A 17,957-nucleotide genomic window follows, 5' to 3' on the forward strand; every position below is an offset into this window, starting at 1 on the left:
TAAAAAATCACTTGGGAGAGCCAATGTCAACGGCCGAGACACAAACCGCCACCGGCAAGATGCCGCGGCAGATTCCGTACATAATCGCCAACGAAGGCTGCGAACGTTTCAGCTTTTACGGCATGCGCAATATTCTGACGCCGTTCCTGATCAGTACCTTGCTGCTGATGATACCGATCGACCAGCGTACGGGCGAAGCCAAGCATGTGTTTCATACGTTTGTTATCGGCGTGTATTTCTTTCCGCTGCTGGGCGGCTGGCTGGCCGACCGTTTCTTCGGCAAGTACAACACCATCTTCTGGCTCAGCCTGGTGTATTGCGCAGGCCATGCCTGCCTGGCCATCTTTGAAAGCAGCGTCAACGGCTTCTACTTCGGCCTGTTCCTGATCGCCTTCGGCTCGGGCGGCATCAAGCCGCTGGTCGCCTCGTTTGTCGGCGACCAGTTCGACCAGACCAACAAGCACAAGGCCAAGCTGGTGTTCGACATGTTCTACTGGATCATCAACTTCGGCTCCTTCTTCGCGTCCTTGCTGATGCCGGTGTTCCTGCGCGACTACGGCCCTTCGATCGCTTTCGGCATTCCCGGCGTGATGATGCTGGCCGCCACCGTCGTCTTCTGGATGGGCGCCAAGAAATACGTGCACGTGCCGCCGGCGCCGCCCAATCCCGATTCGTTTACCCGCGTCGCCCGCACCGCCCTGCTGGCCCGTGTCGAAGGCGGTTCGCGTCCAGGCCTGTATGTTGCCTATGTCGGCGTGCTTGGCGCCCTGTATGCGTTCTACAGCATTCCTGAATGGGGCTTCGTGATCTCGGCCTGTACCGCGCTGGTATTGCTGCTGGCCTTCGGCAGCATCGGCACCGCGATGCAGCTGGAACGCGCACGCGGCATCCACCCGGACGAAGCGGTCGAGGGCGTGCGTGCGGTGCTGCGCATCCTCGTCATCTTCGCTCTGGTCACGCCGTTTTTCTCGCTGTTCGATCAGAAGGCCTCGACCTGGATCGTGCAGGCCAATACCATGGAAAAACCGAGCTGGTTCCTGCCGGCGCAAATGCAGGCGCTGAACCCGATGCTGGTGATGCTGCTGATTCCGTTCAACAACCTGGTGCTGTACCCGATGCTGAACCGCTTCGGCCTGGAAGCAACCGCCTTGCGCCGCATGACAGCCGGCATCGGCTTTTCCTCACTGGCCTGGATCGTTATCGGCCTGCTGCAACTGGCCCTGGACAGCGGCAGCGCCGTCTCCATCATGTGGCAGATCCTGCCGTACGCGCTGCTGACCTTCGGCGAAGTGCTGGTGTCGGCCACCGGCCTGGAATTCGCCTACAGCCAGGCGCCCGTGTCGATGAAGGGCGCCATCATGAGCTTCTGGAATTTGTCGACCACGGTGGGCAATCTGTGGGTGCTGATCGTCAACCGCAGCGTGATGAACGAAGGCGTGATCGGCAAGATTGCCGAGAGCGGCATCAGCGTGACGGCCTTCCAGATGTTTTTCTTCGCCGCCTTTGCTGCGGCGGCCATGCTGGCCTTTGGCCTGTATGCGAGGCGCTACAAGATGGTCGACAACTACCGCCAGGCGGTGGTGCCGGGCAAGGCGTGATGCCAGCCTGAGCTGGCAGTAACAAGGAAGGGCGCACACTGTGCGCCCTTTTTTTACGTCGTCACCGTCGGCGCATCGCGCCCCGTACGCTCCCTGATCTGCGCCAGCTGCTCGGCAATCGCGATCAGCCCGGCCAGCGCCTGCTGGGTCGGGATATCGTGCTGGGCCGGGTCGGCCTCATAGCGTTCCAGGTACAGGCGCAACGTGGCGCCCTGGGTGCCGGTACCCGACAGGCGCAGCACAATGCGCGAGTTGTCCGTCATGATGATGCGGATGCCCTGCTTGTGCGACACGGAACCGTCGACCGGGTCGGTATAGCTGAAGTCGTCGGCCAGCGCTACCGTGTACTGTCCCAGCTGCTGGCCCGGCAAGGCGGCCAGCTGGCCGCGCACGGCGTCCATCAATTGCGCGGCGGCGGCGCTGTCGATATCCTCGTAGTCATGGCGCGAATAGTAGTTGCGGCCATACGTGGCCCAGTGCGCGCGCACGATCTGCTCGACCGACTGTTTTTTTGCTGCCAGCAGGTTGAGCCAGAATAGCACGGCCCACAAGCCATCCTTCTCGCGTACATGGTTCGACCCCGTGCCATAGCTTTCTTCACCGCATAAGGTGGCCATATCGGCGTCGAGCAGGTTGCCGAAGAATTTCCAGCCGGTCGGCGTTTCAAAGCTGGGGATGCCCAGCGCGGCAGCCACGCGGTCGGCTGCGCCCGAAGTCGGCATCGAGCGGGCGATGCCTGTCAGGCCGGCGCGGTAGCCGGGCGCCACGGTGGCGTTGGCAGCCAGGATGGCCAGGCTGTCCGATGGCGTGACGTCGAAGCGACGGCCAACGATCATATTGCGGTCGCCGTCGCCGTCGGACGCCGCGCCGAAGTCGGGTGCGTCGTCTTGCGCCATGCGTGCAATCAGCTCGGCCGCATTGACGGGATTCGGGTCCGGGTGGCCGCCGCCGAAGTCTTCCAGGGGCAGGCCGTTGATGACGCTGCCCTTCGGTGCGCCCAGCAGGTCTTCCAGGATGGCCGTGGCGTACGGGCCGGAAACGGCATGCATGCCGTCAAAGCAGATGCGCAGGCCACCCGCGAACAGGGAGCGGATGGCGTCGAAATCGAACAGCTGCTGCATCAGCCCGGCGTAGTCCGCCACCGGGTCGATCACTTCGACCACCATCTGCTCGACGCGCACTTCACCGAGCGTATCGAGGTCGATGTCGGGCGAGTCGCTGATGCGGTATTCCTTGAGTTCCTTGGTGCGCGCAAAGATGGCGTCGGTGAGTTTTTCGGGCGCCGGGCCGCCATTGGCGATGTTGTACTTGATGCCGAAGTCGCCGTCCGGGCCGCCCGGATTATGGCTTGCCGACAAAATCAGGCCACCGCTGGCGCCGCGCTTGCGGATCACGCAGCTGACGGCCGGCGTCGACAAAATGCCGCCCTGCCCCAGCAGCACGCGCGCGTAGCCATGCGCGGCCGCCATGCGCAGCACCGTCTGTATCGCGGTGCGGTTGTAATAGCGACCATCGCCGCCCAGCACCAGGGTTTGCCCATGGTAATCGCCAAGGGTATCAAACACGCTTTGCACGAAATTTTCCAGGTATTGCGGTTCGCTGAACACGCCCACCTTCTTGCGCAAGCCCGAGGTACCAGGCTGCTGGCCCGCGATCGGCGCCGTATTGATCAGTTGAATTGCCATCTTGCCTCCTTATCAAGCAGCTATGCTAGCGCATGCGGCAACGATGGCAAAGCGTTGTACGCTTGCCACGGTGCGTCAGGCCACGGATCAGTGTGCAACCTTGCACCTTTCGCATCGTTAAAATATAATAAGAATCGTTCTCATTATCATTTGTCTATTCCACGCCAGCCAGCGCCAATGCGCCCAGCAAGCCATCCATTCCCATAAAGAGTCCGCCGCATGACGGCGGCAGACGAGAAGAAAGATTTTTATGGCGCGACCACGCTCGCTGGACTGCAAGCTTGACGGTACGATTCCTTTTTCCACCCGCCCGCTGGCCGCCGCCGTGCGCTCGGCCCTGCTCCTGACGGCGCTGGGCACGACTGGCCTGGCGCTGGCCGACGACACCGCCACTGCTGCAGACGCTACCCTGGCCGAGATCAAGGTGGTGGGCCAGCAGGACAAGGCCAGCACCGAGTACACCGGTTCCTACACCACGAAAGAAATGGCCACTGCCACACGCATGGGCCTGTCGATCCGCGAAACGCCGCAATCGATTTCGGTCGTCACGCGCCAGCGCATGGACGACATGGGCCTGAACAGCCTGGCCGATGTGCTGGTACAGTCGACCGGCGTAACGGTGCAGGAAAATGACAGCGAACGCACCACCTTTGCCGCGCGTGGTTTTTCTATCGGCAATTACCAGATCGACGGCGTGGCCGTCAATTCAGGCGCCAATGCGCTGTTCGACACGGCCATTTATGACCGCATCGAAATCGTGCGCGGCGCCACGGGCTTGGTCAGCGGCAATGGCGACCCGTCGGCCACCATCAACATGATGCACAAGCGCCCGGGCAAGGAATTTGCCGCTTCGGCTGGCATGACGGTGGGCTCCTGGAGCAAGGTTCGCCTGGAAGGCGATATCAGCACACCCCTGAAGGCCGACGGCAGCATCCGCGGCCGCCTGGTGGTGGCCGGCCAGAACCGCCACTCCTACATGGATTTGTACAAGGAACGCAAACTGGTCGGTGCCGTGGTGGTCGAAGCGGACCTGACACCGGACACCATGCTGACAGCCGGCATCGACTACCAGAAAAACACCCCGAAAGGCACCAGTTGGGGCACCACCCCGCTGTTCTTCGCGGACGGCACGCCGGCCAACATGCCACGCTCGTTCAATATGGCGGCCAAATGGAGCAGCTGGGAACGCCAATTCCAGAACAGCTATGTCTATCTCGATCATCGCTTCGCCAACGACTGGAAGATCAAGGCCGCCTATGGCCGCCTCGACAGTTCGTCCAACGGCAAGCTGTTTTACGGCGGCAACGGCTTTCCGAACCAGGACGGCTCCGGCCTGTCCGTCTGGAGCGGTGCCTTCCCCTACGATGAAAAGCAGGATAATTTCGACTTGTCGGCCAATGGCACTTTCCCGCTGTTCGGCCGCCAGCATGACCTGGTAATGGGCGTCAACGGCTGGAAACGCACCGGCACCACGCTTGAGACGCAAATGGAAAACCCGCTGCCGTTTGCCACCACCATCCCGGACTTCCGCAACTGGAACGGCGACGTGCCCGAACCGGACCTGATACGCACCGGTGCGCGCGATGTGGCCACTACCAAACAGTCAGGCGCGTTTATCGCCACCCGTCTCAACCTGGCCGACAGTTTCAAGCTGCTGGCAGGCGCGCGCATCTCGAACTGGAAGACCTACAACGACCGTTATGACACCAGCAATGCGTTCGTCAGACGCAGTGCGGCGTATAAAACCGATGATGTACTCACGCCATATGCGGGCGTGGTGTGGGACGTCAGCAAGACCACTTCGCTGTACGCCAGCTACACCGACCTGTTCAAGCCGCAGAACCTGAAGGACAAGAACGACGCCTTCCTCGACCCGATCACCGGCAGCAATGTCGAAGGTGGCGTGAAGAGCGAACTGTTCGACGGCGCCCTGAATGCCTCGTTTGCCGTGTACCGGGCCAGGCAGGACAACCTGGGCGAGGAAGACATGTCAGTGGCACCGACCTTCGTGCTGCCGGACGGCAGCCGTCCGTACGTATCGACCGGCAAGGGCAATATCAGCAAGGGCCACGAGGTGGAAGTGTCGGGCAGTCCCCTGCGTGGCTGGCAGCTGTTCGCCGGCTATACGCATGGCAAGACCCGCACCGACAAGGGCGTGTTGACCAATACCATACAGCCGACCAATATGCTGCGCCTGACAAGCACCTACCGCCTGCCCGGCGACTGGCAGAACCTGACCATCGGCGGCGGGGTGAGCGTGCAGAACGACATCTGGGCCACCAATGTGGCACTGCCCGGTGGCAAGCGCGGCAGCGTCAGCCAGGGCGGCTATACCTTGCTCAACCTGATGGCGCGCTACCAGATCAGCCCGAAACTGTCGGCCACCATGAACCTCAACAATGCGCTCGACAAGAGCTACTTCCGCCGCGTCGGCTTCTACAGCGGCGGCTACTACGGCGAACCACGCAGCCTGGCGCTGAACCTGCGCTACCAGTATTGATACGGCCACTGCCGATTTGCCATGCCACCCCCACCAACAGGAATACACACATGAACATCACTTCCATCGTCCGCCTGTCCGCCCTCTCCATCGCCCTGGCAGGCGGTTGCCTGCTGTCCGGCGCGGCCGGCGCCCACCAGATCTGGCTGGAACAGAACGACAAGGCCGCCAGCATCTACTTCGGCGAATTCGGCGACAACTTGCGCGAAGCGTCGCCGGGCCTGCTCGACAAATTTACCCTGAAAAACGTCAGCTGGATTTCCGGCAGCACCAAAAAGCCGCTGCAGGCCAGCAAGAGCGCCGGCGCCTTCGTGCTGAACGGTAAAGTTGCGCCAGGCGAAACCATCATCGCCGAGGAAAACAGCTATCCGGGCTGGGAAAGCAAGAAGGATGGCAAGGTCCTGTTCTCGATCTGGACCCCGGCCGCGCGCATCGTTGCCGACCACAGCGCACAAGCGCCAGCGCTGACCCTGGACCTGCTGCCTACCGGCACGCCGGGCCAGTTCAAGGTCACCTATCAGGGCAAGCCGCTGGCCAAGGCCAAGATCGGCGCAGTGGTGCAATCGGGCTGGATGCGCGAAGCCTACAGCGACGAGCAAGGCCTGGTCAGCTTCCCGCTGCCATGGCAGGGCAGCTATGTGCTGGAGGTGCACCATGAAGACAAGACCGGTGGCCAGCGCGACGGCAAGAAATATGACAGCGCCAGCTACGTCACCACCCTGAGCCTGGTGCAGGCGCAGGGTGTGGCGCCACTGCCGGCTGCGCCAGCCGTGCCACCGAGCAAGGACCACGGCTGATCCATGCACGCGCCTGCCACCAACCATAAAATGCCACGCCTGCGGCTGTCCGCAGGCGCACTGTACCGCCTCGGCGTGGCCTCGCGCGGCGTGGCCGCCATCGTCGGCGGCTACGTGCTGGCGGCGCTGGTCACCATGCTGCTGTCGGTGACCCTGCCGATGGCGCGCCCGGAAGCCGTCATGACGGCAACCCTGCTGTCATTCACTATCTATACCTGCGCCGTGCTGTGGGTGTTTGCCACCGCCACCGCCCTGCGCGCCTGGCTGGGGCTGCTGATCCCCAGCGCCGTCATCGCCGCCATCCTGCAGTGGCTGGACGTACTATCGTGGAGTCTCGCATGAAAGAAGGTTTCCGCCAGTCGATGGCATGGCTGCACACCTGGTCCGGCCTGCTGGTGTGCTGGGTGCTGCTGCTGGTGTTTTGCGGCGGCACGGCCAGCTACTACCGCAGCGAAATCACCTTGTGGATGCAGCCCGAGCTGCATGCTGTCGCGGCCAACCCGGTCAGCAGCGAAGTGGCCGCCAGCGCCGCCCAGGCCGCGATGACCGAGCGCGCCGGCGGCGCCACGCGCTGGTTCATTACCTTGCCCGACGAACGCACGCAAGCGACGCAACTGGGCTGGAGCAAGCCGCCGAAACCGGGCGAAAAAAAGAAGGGACGGCGCGGCAACTTCCATACCGAAAAGACCGACCCGGCCACCGGCGAGGTGCTATCCAAGCCACGCGACACGCGCGGCGGCGAATTCCTGTATCGCCTGCATTTCGACCTGCACTATATGTCGCCCATCTGGGCCCGCTGGATCGTCGGTTTTTGCGCCATGTTCATGCTGGTGTCCATCATCAGCGGCGTGATCACCCACAAGCGCATCTTCAAGGACCTGTTCACCTTCCGGCCCAAAAAAGGCCAGCGCTCGTGGCTGGACGCGCACAATGTGACGGCAGTGCTGGCCCTGCCCTTCCATCTGATGATCACCTATACGGGCCTGGTGACATTGATGTTCCTGTATATGCCGTCCGGCGCCACCGCCGCCTATAAGGGCGACAAGGACACCTTCTTTGCCGAGGCGTTTCCGCGAGCGGAAGAACGCAAGGCGGCCGGCGTGGCTGCGCCCTTGACGCCATTCGCGCCGCTGGTGCGCCAGGCAGAGCAACAGTGGGGCAGCAAGGTTGAGCGCATCTCGGTCAATGCGCCTGGCGACGCCAACGCCGTGATTACCCTCAGCCGCGCCTCGGGCCGCGACATGTCGACCCGCCAGCCGTCGATGGATTTCGATGGCGTCACCGGCAAGCTGCTGTCGTCGAATGGCGAAGTGCTCCCTGGCGCGGCCGCCACGCAAGGCGTGATGGTCGGCCTGCACGTGGCCCACTTCGGCGCGCCGCTGCTGCGCGCGCTGTTCTTCCTGTCCGGGCTGGCCGGCTGCGCCATGGTCGCCACCGGCGCCCTGCTGTGGGCCGTCAAGACGCGCCAGAAACAGGCGAAAGCGCTGGCCGCCGGCAAGCGTGCCAGCTTCGGCTTGCGCCTGGTCGAAGCGCTCAATATCGGTGCGATTGCCGGCATTCCGATCGCCTTTGGCGCCTATTTCTGGGCCAACCGGCTGCTGCCGGTAGCGATGGAAGACCGGCCGCAAGAAGAAATCGCCTGCTTCTTCGGCGCCTGGGCACTGGCCGCCATCGTCGCCCAGCTGCGCCCGACGCGCGCCATGTGGCGCATCCAGCTGACGGCCGGCGCCATCCTGCTGGCCGGCCTGCCGCTGCTCAATGTGTTCACCACCGAGTCACACCTGGGCGTGACCCTGTTGCTGGGCCGTGGCCCCGTGTCGGTGGCTGCCTTCGACCTGGTGGTACTGGCACTGGGTCTGCTGCTGGCCTGGGCGGCGTACAAACTCAAGCCGCTGCCGGCGAAAGCGGCCAAGCTGGCTGCCGCAGCGCCAGCTACCAACACCCTGCCCGGAGCCGCATGATGGAGATCTTGTCCAATTTCCTCGTCTTCGCCCTGTGCTATGCCGGCCTGTCGTGCCTGTGCCTGGCAATGGACCGCCACTACGCCGACCTGCACGGGCGCGGCGCGGAACCGCCGCCGCAGCTGCGCCGCCGCCTGCAATGGGGAGGGGCTCTGGCACTGGCCTTCGCCCTGGCCTGGGCCATGCATATCGCCGGCGCTGGCTACGGCACTGTGTTCTGGGTAGGCAGCCTGACCGGCTGCGGCCTGCTGCTGATCTGGCTGCTGCCCTATGCACCGCAACAGGCGATGCGGCTGGCGCGGGTGGTGGGCGCTGCGGCGGCGCTGGCGGCGGTCATGCTGGCGCTGCTTTAAGCTGTACTTGCTGCTGTCACATCTGCTACGCTCACGGCTGATCGTACGCCAAAGGCAGCAGCAGATGCGCCAGCAAATCCGAACCAGGAACAAGCATGCCACACCCCACAACCGAGATTGACTATGTCGGCTTCTGGTCGCGCCTGGGCGCGAACCTGATCGATACCCTGCTGCTGTTGCTGATCGTGGTAGCGCTGAAGGTGGCCGTGTATGGCCGATATTATTGGATGGAAGATGTGTGGATACTCGGGCCTGCCGACTTCCTGATTTCCTGGGTATTGCCTAACGTGCTGCAGGTAGCGCTGTGGATCAGGCTTGCCACCACGCCGGGCAAGATGGCCGTCAGCGCCATCATTGTCGATGCGCGCACGGGCAGCCAGCCCTCTGCAAGGCAGTGCGTCATCCGCTGCCTGGCTTCCTACTTGTCAGCCCTGCCCCTGTTCCTCGGCTTTATCTGGATCGGTCTCGACGCCCGCAAGCAGGGCTGGCACGACAAGCTTGCCGGCACTGTCGTAATACGCCGCCCGGCCAGCCAGGCCGTGGCCTGAGCCGGGCCTGAGCATCGCTTCCACGCCATCGGCCGCCATCGCGCGCCCCAGGTGATAACCAAAAGCGGCATCGCAGCCCATGGCCGCCAGCATTTCCAGCTGGCGCGCGTTTTCCACGCCGCCGGCGATCGCGCGCAGCTTCAAGGTGTGGGCCATCGCCACCATGGCGCGCACCATGGCGCCGTCATCGGCTGATGCGCCCAGTTCATCGACAAAGCACTTTTCAATCCTGACGGCGTCGACCGGAAAGCGCTGCAGGGAATGCAGCGGGCCGTCGCCGGTGCCGAAGTCGCTGATGCAGATCGTCATGCCCAACCGGCGGAACTGGTGCAGGATTGCTGCACCATCGTGGTGATGGTCGATCAGGGTGGTGGCGGCGATTTCCAGTTCGATGCAGTGACCGGGCACGCCGGCCGCGCCCAGCGCGGCACCGACATTGCGCGCGATATCGCGCTGGTAGAACTGGCGCGCCGACAGGCTGACGGTAACCGTCAGCAGCCGGCCCTGCGCGATCCAGCGTTTTGCCTGCTCGACGGCAGTGGCCAGCACCCAGGCACCCACCGGCAGGATCAGCGCGCTTTCTTCCAGCACCGGCAGGAAATCGAGCGGCATCATCAGCCCCAGTTCCGGGTGCTTCCAGCGCAGCAGCGCCTTCACGCCCGTGATGGTGCCTGTCGCCAGGTCCATGCATGGCTGGTAAAGCAGCACGAATTCATTGCGCTCGAGCGCATGGCGCAGCGCCGTTTCCAGGATGGTGCGTGAATATGATTGCGTCTGCATGCGCGGCGCGTAGCGCAGGCAGGTGCCAGAGGCGTGCCGCTTGGCGGCATACATGGCGAGATCCGCCTTTTCGATAAGCGCATCGACATCATCATCGTCGTCCGGATACAGCGCCACGCCCACGCTGGCGGCCACCGACAGGCTGTACTGGTCAATCACGAACGGCGCAGCGATGGCGGCGATGATTTTCTCGGCCACGCGCGTCGCATCATGCGGATCGTGCAATTCGGTCAGCAAGACGATGAATTCGTCACCCCCCTGGCGCGCCACCGTATCGACCTTGCGCACGCACTGCTGCACCCGGCGCGCGAATTCGGCCAGCACCTGGTCGCCCACGTCGTGGCCCAGGCTGTCGTTGATGGCCTTGAAGCGGTCGATATCGACGAACAGCACCGCCAGCAAGCCCTGATGGCGGCGCGCATAGGCGATGCCGTGCTCGAAGCGAATCTGGAAGTGCAAGCGGTTCGGCAAACCGGTCAGGCCGTCATGGTGGGCGATGAATTCCAGTTGCTGCTCGGCGCGGCGGCGCGCCGACACGTCGTGCAACAGCAGCACCGCACCGTCTTGCGCCAGCGGTACGCAGCTGAAATGCACGTCGATGCGTTTGCCGTCGCTTTCGCGCAGCAGCACTGCGCCGCGCGCCACTTCCAGCATGGCTTGCTGCGCCACGCAGTCGCGCACCTGCTGCGCCGCATCGATGGCGGCTCCGTCATGGAACAGCGGCAGCAACTGCGACACGCTGGCGCCCACCCCGTGCACCGCCGGCAAGCCGCCCATCGTCAGTGCGCGCGCATTCAGGTAGCACACCACGCCATGGCGGTCGGTGCCGATCACGGCCACCGGCAGCGCCTGCAGCAGCGCCAGCATGGGTGCCTGCGCCGCCAGCTGGGCCTGGCCCAGCGCATGCAAGGTGCGCCAGCGGCGCTCGCCCCAGCACTGCCCGGCCAGAAGCACGCCGAGCATGGCCAGCACCAGGCACAGCGCCATCAGCAGCGACATCATGGATCACCAGCGGGACGGGACAGGGGGTTCATGGTTTTCCTCGTAACGGCGGATAAAAAGATTCCGAGAGGAAATACTATAAGAATAGTCGGCGCTTTTTTGCCCGTTCGGGCCGCGCTTGACCACGGTCAACTGTTCCGGCTACGGCCGCAAGGCAGCATGCGTGTCAATACGTCGTCCTTGCGCACACGGTGATGATAGACGGCCGCCAGCACATGCAGGCCCACCACGCCCCAGGCCACCCACTTGCCCAGGAAGTGGTGCACGGCGTCAACCGGCGGTTCGAAGCTTTCCCAGCCAAAGCCGAAGATGGACGCCAGCGCGTCGAACAGCGCGGTATCGCGAAACGAGGGCACGGAAAACAGGCCGAAGTCCGTCGGCAGGCTGGTGCCTGCATAGCCGGTCAGGGGCAGCACAATCAGCAGGCCGTACAGGCCCCAGTGCGCCGCATGCGCCAGCCGGTGCTCCAGCACGGAGCCAGGCGGGTCCTGCGGCTGCACGTCAAACAGCCGCCAAGCCAGCCGCGGCAGCACCAGCGCACCCACCAGCAGCCCCAGCATCCAGTGCACGTTCAGCACCGCTAGGGTGCCCGGCGCTTCATCGTCGAGGAACCAGATCACATAATAAACAACGATATAGGCGCCGATAAAGGCGGCGGCGCTGGTCCAGTGAAAGAACTTGGCCAGCGCGCCAAAACGCTCGCGGCTATTTTTCAATTGCATGGTGTTTTCCTGGTCTTAAGGATGAGAGGGTGGGCCGGCCAGCAGGCCATTGAGGAGCATGTCAAGAGCGCCCTGCGATGCGGCCAGGCGCGCCGGCGGATCGCCATCGGCTTCGGCGATCCAGAAGGCCGCTTCGGTCACCGCCCCATACAGCATGCGCGCCGTCACGCCCGCATGCGATGGCCGCACCACGCCGTCGTCGATCAGCGCTTGCAGTGCAGACTCGAGCGCGGCGATGCCGATTCGCTGGTGCGCTTGCGGCACGTCGCCGAACATGGCGCGCGCGTCCTGCAGGATGATGCGGCGCAGTTCGGGCACCAGCGCCAGCTGCAGGTAGCCCTGGCAGCGGCGACGCAAGGCTTCCCAGGGAGTCGCCGCAGCATCCGCCATGGCCTGCAGGTGCAGACCGACCTCGCCTTCGAGCTGGTCGATGACGGCCAGCAGCAGCTTTTCCTTGCTACCGAAATGGTGGTACAGCGCGCCTCGCGTGAGGCCGACGGCGGCCGTGAAATCGTCCATCGAGGTCTGCGCGTAGCCCTGTTCGGCAAACGCCTGGCGCGCCGCAGCCAGCAGCCTGGCACGGGTTTCCTCGATCATGGCGCTGCGGCTGCGGCGCGTGGTGGTGACAGTTGATACAGGCACGGGCATTCCTTTCACATACGAAGCGTATGTGAAAGCATATTATTGACATACGCTTCGTATGTCAATGCAAAATTGCCCTGCCGTCAGCGCGCCGCCGTCGCTCCTGCAAACTCTTCACGCAACAGCGGATACAGGCGGCGGTAGCGGGCCAGGCGGTCGGCCAGCACGTTTGATGCCTGTGGCGCGATGGTTTCCTGCACCGCAGGCCGGCTGCATACCTCGCCTGGCGAGCGGCCGGTGACGGCCATTTGCGCCAGACGCGCGGCGCCCATGGTGCCGCCGGCCACGCCATGGTCGTGGCGCAGCACGTCCAGGCCCGAAGCGCTGGCGCACAATTGCGCCCAGAAGCGGCTGCGCGAGCCGCCGCCGACAAACGACGCCTGCGTCAAGCGGGTGCCGGCGTTGCGCAGCGCCTCGTTGCCGTCGGCCATGGCAAACGCCACGCCTTCCATCGCCGCATACGCCAGCTCGGCGCGGCCGTGTTCCGTCGACAGGCCGAAAAATACGCCGCGCGCGGTGGCGTCGTTGTGCGGCGTACGCTCGCCGCTCAGGTAAGGCAGGAAGAGCGGCGCCTTGCGCGCGTCGACCTTTTCAGCCAGGCTGGCCAGTTCGCCGATATCGTTCGATTGCGTCAGCTGCGCCACCCAGGACAGGCTGGACGCCGCGCTGAGGATCACGCTCATCTGGTGCCAGCGCTCGGGCAGGCAGTGGCAGAACGCATGCACGCCCTGGCCGGGATTGGGTGCATAGCCGTCGCTACCGGCAAACAGTACGCCCGAGGTTCCCAGCGACAGCAGGCCGGCACCCGGCTCGACTACGCCCAGGCCGACGGCGGCCGCCGCATTGTCGCCGGCGCCGCCCGCCAGTATGACCGGGTGGCTGATGCCCCATTCCTGGCACAGCGAAGTGCGCACCTGGGCGGCGGCGGCGCTGCCCTCGACCAGGCGCGGCATGTGCTCGCGCGACAAGCCGGTGGCCGCCAGCATGCGCTCGGACCAGTCGCGTTTTGCCACGTCCAGCCACAGGGTGCCGGAAGCGTCGGACATGTCGGACACGCACTCGCCGGTCAGCCGCAGCGCCACGTAATCCTTGGGCAGCAGCACGGTGGCGGTGGCGCGAAACAGCGCCGGCTCGTATTTTTGCAGCCACAGCAGTTTCGGCGCCGTAAAGCCCGGCATGGCCTGGTTGCCGGTGATGGCGCGTGATTCGGGCACCAGCGCTTCGAGTTCCACGCATTCGGCAAACGAGCGTGTGTCGTTCCACAAAATGGCCGCGCGCAGCACATGTTGCTGCTTGTCGAGCAGGGTCGCGCCATGCATCTGGCCCGATAATGCAATCCCGCGCAGGCCGGAAAACGCCACCGGCTGGGCAGCGCGGATGGCCGCGATCACGTCCAGCGTGGCGTGCCACCAATCCTCGGGATTCTGTTCCGACCAGCCCGGATGCGGACTGGCCACGCGCAGCGCCACGCCGCTGCTGGCGAGGATGGTTTGCGTGTCGTCCGTCAGGATGGCCTTGACTTCGGAAGTGCCGATATCGATACCAAGATAAGTCATGTGATTCCAAAAAATGTGTGAGGTGGCCGTCAGGCTGACGGTTCGGACATGTTCATCAGCAGGCAGGAGCGAAACTTCGAGGGCGACATCTGCTTGTGCGCCAAAAACTGGCGGTTGAAATTGGACAGGTTGTTGAAGCCGGTGCGGTAGCAGATATCGGTCACCTTCAGGTCGGTGTTCATCAGCAGTTCGCAGGCCAGCGCGATGCGCTCCTGGTTCACGTACTGGATAAACGAGGTCCCCGTGTGCTTGCGAAAGAAACGCGTGAACTTGAGCGTGTTCATCTCGGCCACGTCGGCCACGTCCTGCTCGCAAAAGTCCAGCGTGATGTTCTGCTTGATATACGCCAGCACCTGGTTGATGGTCGACGACATGTAGCGCCCGGCCTGCGCCATATAGGTCACGCTGGCCAGCGGACGGCGTTCGCGGCATGCGCACAGGGTGCCGAACAGGCGCGCGAACAGCTCGACCCGACGCAGGCCCTGCGCCGTCGTCAGCTCGCGCATCAGTGGCACCAGGCGCAGGCCCAGCGCGTCGGGAAACTGCAAGCCCCGCGAGGCCTCGCCCATCAGCGACTTCAGCGGCGCCAGTTCGGGAAACAGCAAGGTGCAGCGCTCGATGAAATCGCTGGAGAACTGCAGCACCAGGTCGCGCTCGGGCAATACCATGCCCTCGGGCAGTTCGCTGACCCAGTTGTGCGGCAAGTTTGGCCCGGTCAGTATCAGGTTGCCCGGGCCGTAGCTGCCGATATGGTCGCCGATAAAAAACTTGCCGGTCGAAGTGATGATGAAGTGCAGCTCATACTCGGGGTGAAAATGCCATTTGGCCACCGTGTGCGGAAAACCATGGGCCCAGGCACGAAATGATTCGTGTGATGGCTTGTGGATCACTTCCAGGTCTGGTGTCACGGTGTTTCCCCTGCTCGGTCTCGATGGCGGTATTCTAACGGTTTGCCGCCAGCGACTGTCCGATTTGCTCCACGCTGCTGGCGACATTGGCCATGTTCTTGACTCCTTGACGGCTGCTCAGGCCATGGTTATCTGTATCTTGACGTCGCCCCTCGTCAAACGCTTAAAACAAGGCCGGCCTGCCACCACTGCAAAAGCGGCCGGTTTTCAAATACTATTTTGTAACTGTTCAGCCTGAATGACCAAAGCTATTCGCATCATTCGCAGCGGTAACAGCGAAGTCACCTTGTCAGGCGACCGCCATGCATTCCCACCGACCGTCCGTATGCAGCGTGATCGGGTCAGCATTTCGCAAGTAGAATTCATCGACAGTCAGGCCGTCGATCAGGACCGGACGCCGGACGCGCTTTTGCTTTCCGTTGATGAAGATGGTCATGAACTTCGCCTTCTCCAACTTCTGGACGGGGGGGGTAAGTTTGCGCTTCGCTTTGGCCATGGTATTGAGTGCGATCGTTGACTGTTCGGGTACTACGCAGCTGGCATGACCGGATCGCCAGCAAATGCGCGGCGCAGAATTTCCAACATGCTGTGCCCCTGTTTTCGTAGCGTGTCGAGGCAGGATCGGATGGTGCAGAAATTGTCGGCGCCGGCAGTGGCGCGGAAGCAGCCCGATATTTTCTGTTTCACTTTGGGCATGCGTACGGCCCGTTCGGCGATGTTGTTGGAGAACGGAACGGTCGGATCGGCGATGAAGCGCAAGATGGCATCGGCATGCAGTCGGAAACGGCGCAACAAGTTGTGAGCGTCGGACTGTTTGCAGCGACCGGCTTTCCCGTCTGGCTTGAGCTTGAGAGGGTTCAATGGTTCGCCTTCGCGCACGATGTCGTGGTAGACAGTGGTAAAGGCGGCGATGGCATCGGCATCAAATGGCCGCCCTTGCTGCCGTGCCACCACACTCAATCGTTGGGGCATTGAGCAGCAGTTCTGCCATGGCGGCCGGCCAATCCTGGCCCGTCACCTCTTGCGCATAGACCAGTTCTTGAAGGAGATGGGCATTGCACAAAGCATGCAAACCATCGTCGAGTTTCCAGTAAGGAGCCCAGCAATCATGGACCAGGATACCGACGCGTTTGGGGAGAATGCCGTGCGCGGCGATGGCTTCCAGGCCGCGCTTGGCGTGCATACCGTACCACGTGAGATCCACCGTGGCAGCCACATGCATCCAGTGCAGCTTGCCGTCCACGCGCAGGCCCGATTCGTCGGCGCACATCACAGGCGCGTGGTGCAGCTGCCGTGCAATCAGCTCGGCCGTGCCCTGCAGAGCCACGCTGGCTTCGCAAACCCAGGCGTGCAAGGTTGCTGGCGACACCGACAAACTCGTCATCTCGCAGATCAACTCGGCGGCGCGCGCATATGGCAGCATTTGTCCCTGAGTCAGATGCACGCCCAGTGCGCGCACGTTCGGACCATATGACCGCAGCAGGAAAGGCGCTGTCGTGCCGCTGTCCGCAGGTGCAGACCACCGTGTAGACGCGGTGTTCGATCACATCGAAACACATCGTCGACACATCAAATACCTGGCGGCGTTCCAGCACTTGCGCCGCTTCGAGGGCCAGCGCGCAGTGTCAGTGGTTGCAGTGCGACGGCAGCGGATGATCCTCCGTGCCAGTGGGTTCGGCCACCCGCTTAAGCGTCGTGCCTTTATGGCCCGGTTGGCCACCAACGGCCTTGCCGGACTTGCCGCGCAATGAGCTGGTCTTCGGCTTCTTGGCCAGACCATCCGACGATGGTGGCTTGCTCGAATTGTCGCTGTTCATGCCCAGCTTCGCTTCGACCGCGTCCAGACGCGCAAACAGGGCGTCAATGACGCCTATCCTTGTCGGCATGGGACAAGTGCGTAAGGTCGGTGCGAGGTGGTTTCGGTGGCATGCCGATATGATGCGGCAATTGCAAAGAGTTTACAACTGTTGATTACGCCGCTCATTCAGGCTGAACAGTTACGCTTTTTTTTGCATGCGCCAAAGGCCCGGGTTTCTAAAAAAATATTTTCAAGGAGACTGGTGATTTTTTATTTCACCAGACGATATTATTTGAGCGTATTAACTGCGACCGCAGCCGGCATCGCCCAAAAAGGTTCAGTCACACCCTGCCATAAATCAGCGCTTCGTTTCAAGCGCCACTGCGCCCCAGCTTGAACGAACCAAAATCCTGTAGCGCCGCATAGTTCACCCGACCCGTTCAGGCAAGTTTCGGCATAAATTAGCGCGCTGTGTCCATTGTTCGCGTAAGCGATCTTGGAAAACCCCACTGTGGTAAGCCACGACTTGGCGTTCTTCGGGTCTGCAGCCATTTCAGCCCGCTCCAGCTTGTCACGCCCAAGAAACCCGGAGAATGCCGCAGTTGACGCTGGTACGTCGAACCTGGGGATGCTGTTGTCGGCGTCCCCCCCCGACCCGGGCGCGAGCAGCGTATCTTCAAGCTCGGCTGGCAGTCCTGGCAGTGACCGCGCCAGTTGGTGCTCCGGGTCATGCCGTGGCACCCTGGGCACCATCATTGTAGCACTGCCAATTTTTTGGTCCCATACCGCAAAGTTTTGCGGCTTCTGATGTGTGAAGATGACTTTTAGTACATCACGGTAGAGCCCACCATCGGCGGGGGCGGCACGCGCGACCTCAGTAGACGCAAGAGCCGACAGTGCTAGAAATATGCCCTTAAAAATCTTGCGATGTTTGCTTATAATATGCTTTTCAAGGTAACTATTACTCGGTAAATTTATCATTTTAAACCTTTGGTAATTATCGGTAACATCAAGGGCGGCTATCGCAAGCCAATGCCGCAAATATAATTCCAGCCGCCATCCATTGCAAGTTGCGCAATGTAAATTAAAGTAAATTAATATAGCTTT

The 17,957-nt window shown here is 62.7% G+C and carries 17 protein-coding genes and 1 pseudogene; 8 read left to right on the forward strand and 10 right to left on the reverse strand.

Annotation, left to right across the window (positions count from 1 at the left end):
- The first annotated feature begins 23 nt into the window (after positions 1-23).
- Positions 24-1,598: a POT-type proton-dependent oligopeptide transporter gene (locus tag ACQ4WM_RS07025; RefSeq protein ID WP_436545947.1), complete on the forward strand. Its 1,575-nt coding sequence runs from the start codon at positions 24-26 to the stop codon at positions 1,596-1,598.
- 53 nt (positions 1,599-1,651) lie between these two features.
- Here the strand turns inward: ACQ4WM_RS07025 and ACQ4WM_RS07030 are convergent, their stop codons facing one another.
- On the reverse strand, positions 1,652-3,283 hold the full coding sequence (locus ACQ4WM_RS07030) for an alpha-D-glucose phosphate-specific phosphoglucomutase (protein WP_436545948.1): 1,632 nt from the start codon (positions 3,281-3,283) through the stop codon (positions 1,652-1,654).
- A 250-nt stretch (positions 3,284-3,533) separates the two neighbouring features.
- Here ACQ4WM_RS07030 and ACQ4WM_RS07035 point away from each other — a divergent pair, with 250 nt between their 5' ends.
- From ACQ4WM_RS07035 to ACQ4WM_RS07060, 6 genes are all read left to right on the forward strand, one after another.
- The gene (locus tag ACQ4WM_RS07035) at positions 3,534-5,783 is read left to right on the forward strand and encodes a TonB-dependent siderophore receptor (protein ID WP_436545949.1); all 2,250 of its coding nucleotides are present in this window, start codon (positions 3,534-3,536) and stop codon (positions 5,781-5,783) included.
- Positions 5,784-5,833: 50 nt separating this feature from the next.
- Positions 5,834-6,580 carry a DUF4198 domain-containing protein gene (locus ACQ4WM_RS07040; protein ID WP_436545950.1) on the forward strand — a complete coding sequence of 249 codons (747 nt, stop codon included), beginning with the start codon at positions 5,834-5,836 and terminating at the stop codon, positions 6,578-6,580.
- A gap of 3 nt (positions 6,581-6,583) precedes the next feature.
- Positions 6,584-6,922 (forward strand): DUF3649 domain-containing protein, encoded by a 339-nt coding sequence (locus tag ACQ4WM_RS07045; RefSeq protein WP_436545951.1) that lies wholly within the window; start codon positions 6,584-6,586, stop codon positions 6,920-6,922.
- Positions 6,919-8,541, forward strand: a complete 1,623-nt coding sequence (locus ACQ4WM_RS07050; RefSeq protein WP_436545952.1) for a PepSY-associated TM helix domain-containing protein — start codon at positions 6,919-6,921, stop codon at positions 8,539-8,541. Before ACQ4WM_RS07045 ends, ACQ4WM_RS07050 begins: the two co-directional genes overlap by 4 nt.
- Positions 8,538-8,894: a DUF3325 domain-containing protein gene (locus ACQ4WM_RS07055; RefSeq protein ID WP_436545953.1), complete on the forward strand. Its 357-nt coding sequence runs from the start codon at positions 8,538-8,540 to the stop codon at positions 8,892-8,894. The genes ACQ4WM_RS07050 and ACQ4WM_RS07055 overlap by 4 nt, the downstream gene beginning before the upstream one ends.
- A 95-nt stretch (positions 8,895-8,989) precedes the next feature.
- Positions 8,990-9,442, forward strand: coding sequence for an RDD family protein (locus ACQ4WM_RS07060; RefSeq protein WP_436545954.1), 453 nt, complete (start codon positions 8,990-8,992; stop codon positions 9,440-9,442).
- A 54-nt stretch (positions 9,443-9,496) separates the two neighbouring features.
- Here the strand turns inward: ACQ4WM_RS07060 and ACQ4WM_RS07065 are convergent.
- From ACQ4WM_RS07065 to ACQ4WM_RS07085, 5 genes and pseudogenes are all read right to left on the reverse strand, one after another.
- Positions 9,497-11,224: pseudogene (locus ACQ4WM_RS07065) on the reverse strand (putative bifunctional diguanylate cyclase/phosphodiesterase); the annotation flags it as partial.
- A gap of 128 nt (positions 11,225-11,352) precedes the next feature.
- Positions 11,353-11,946, reverse strand: coding sequence for a cytochrome b (locus tag ACQ4WM_RS07070; protein ID WP_436545955.1), 594 nt, complete (start codon positions 11,944-11,946; stop codon positions 11,353-11,355).
- Positions 11,947-11,961: 15 nt separating this feature from the next.
- Positions 11,962-12,588, reverse strand: coding sequence for a TetR/AcrR family transcriptional regulator (locus tag ACQ4WM_RS07075; protein ID WP_495542697.1), 627 nt, complete (start codon positions 12,586-12,588; stop codon positions 11,962-11,964).
- Between the two features lie 83 nt (positions 12,589-12,671).
- A complete protein-coding gene (xylB, locus tag ACQ4WM_RS07080; RefSeq protein WP_436545956.1) occupies positions 12,672-14,144 on the reverse strand; it encodes a xylulokinase in 1,473 nt (490 codons plus the stop codon).
- A gap of 29 nt (positions 14,145-14,173) precedes the next feature.
- On the reverse strand, positions 14,174-15,052 hold the full coding sequence (locus tag ACQ4WM_RS07085) for an AraC family transcriptional regulator (RefSeq protein ID WP_436545957.1): 879 nt from the start codon (positions 15,050-15,052) through the stop codon (positions 14,174-14,176).
- A 238-nt stretch (positions 15,053-15,290) separates the two neighbouring features.
- Between ACQ4WM_RS07085 and ACQ4WM_RS07090 the strand changes: the two genes are divergently transcribed.
- Positions 15,291-15,569 carry a hypothetical protein gene (locus ACQ4WM_RS07090; protein WP_436545958.1) on the forward strand — a complete coding sequence of 93 codons (279 nt, stop codon included), beginning with the start codon at positions 15,291-15,293 and terminating at the stop codon, positions 15,567-15,569.
- 11 nt (positions 15,570-15,580) lie between these two features.
- On the opposite strand, the gene ACQ4WM_RS07095 is transcribed toward ACQ4WM_RS07090, so the two are convergent.
- The 4 genes from ACQ4WM_RS07095 to ACQ4WM_RS07110 all read right to left on the reverse strand — a co-directional run bounded on the left by ACQ4WM_RS07095 (position 15,581) and on the right by ACQ4WM_RS07110 (position 17,891).
- Positions 15,581-16,003 (reverse strand): IS66 family transposase, encoded by a 423-nt coding sequence (locus tag ACQ4WM_RS07095; protein ID WP_436545959.1) that lies wholly within the window; start codon positions 16,001-16,003, stop codon positions 15,581-15,583.
- Entirely contained in the window at positions 15,975-16,511 is a 537-nt protein-coding gene (locus tag ACQ4WM_RS07100; protein ID WP_436545960.1) for an IS66 family transposase, read from the reverse strand. Before ACQ4WM_RS07100 ends, ACQ4WM_RS07095 begins: the two co-directional genes overlap by 29 nt.
- Positions 16,512-16,677: 166 nt before the next feature.
- The gene (locus ACQ4WM_RS07105) at positions 16,678-16,938 is read right to left on the reverse strand and encodes a DUF6444 domain-containing protein (protein WP_436545961.1); all 261 of its coding nucleotides are present in this window, start codon (positions 16,936-16,938) and stop codon (positions 16,678-16,680) included.
- Positions 16,939-17,138: 200 nt separating this feature from the next.
- On the reverse strand, positions 17,139-17,891 hold the full coding sequence (locus tag ACQ4WM_RS07110; protein ID WP_436545962.1) for a hypothetical protein: 753 nt from the start codon (positions 17,889-17,891) through the stop codon (positions 17,139-17,141).
- Positions 17,892-17,957: the final 66 nt, after the last annotated feature.

This window comes from Janthinobacterium longum (assembly GCF_051380735.1).
GTDB lineage: Bacteria > Pseudomonadota > Gammaproteobacteria > Burkholderiales > Burkholderiaceae_D > Janthinobacterium.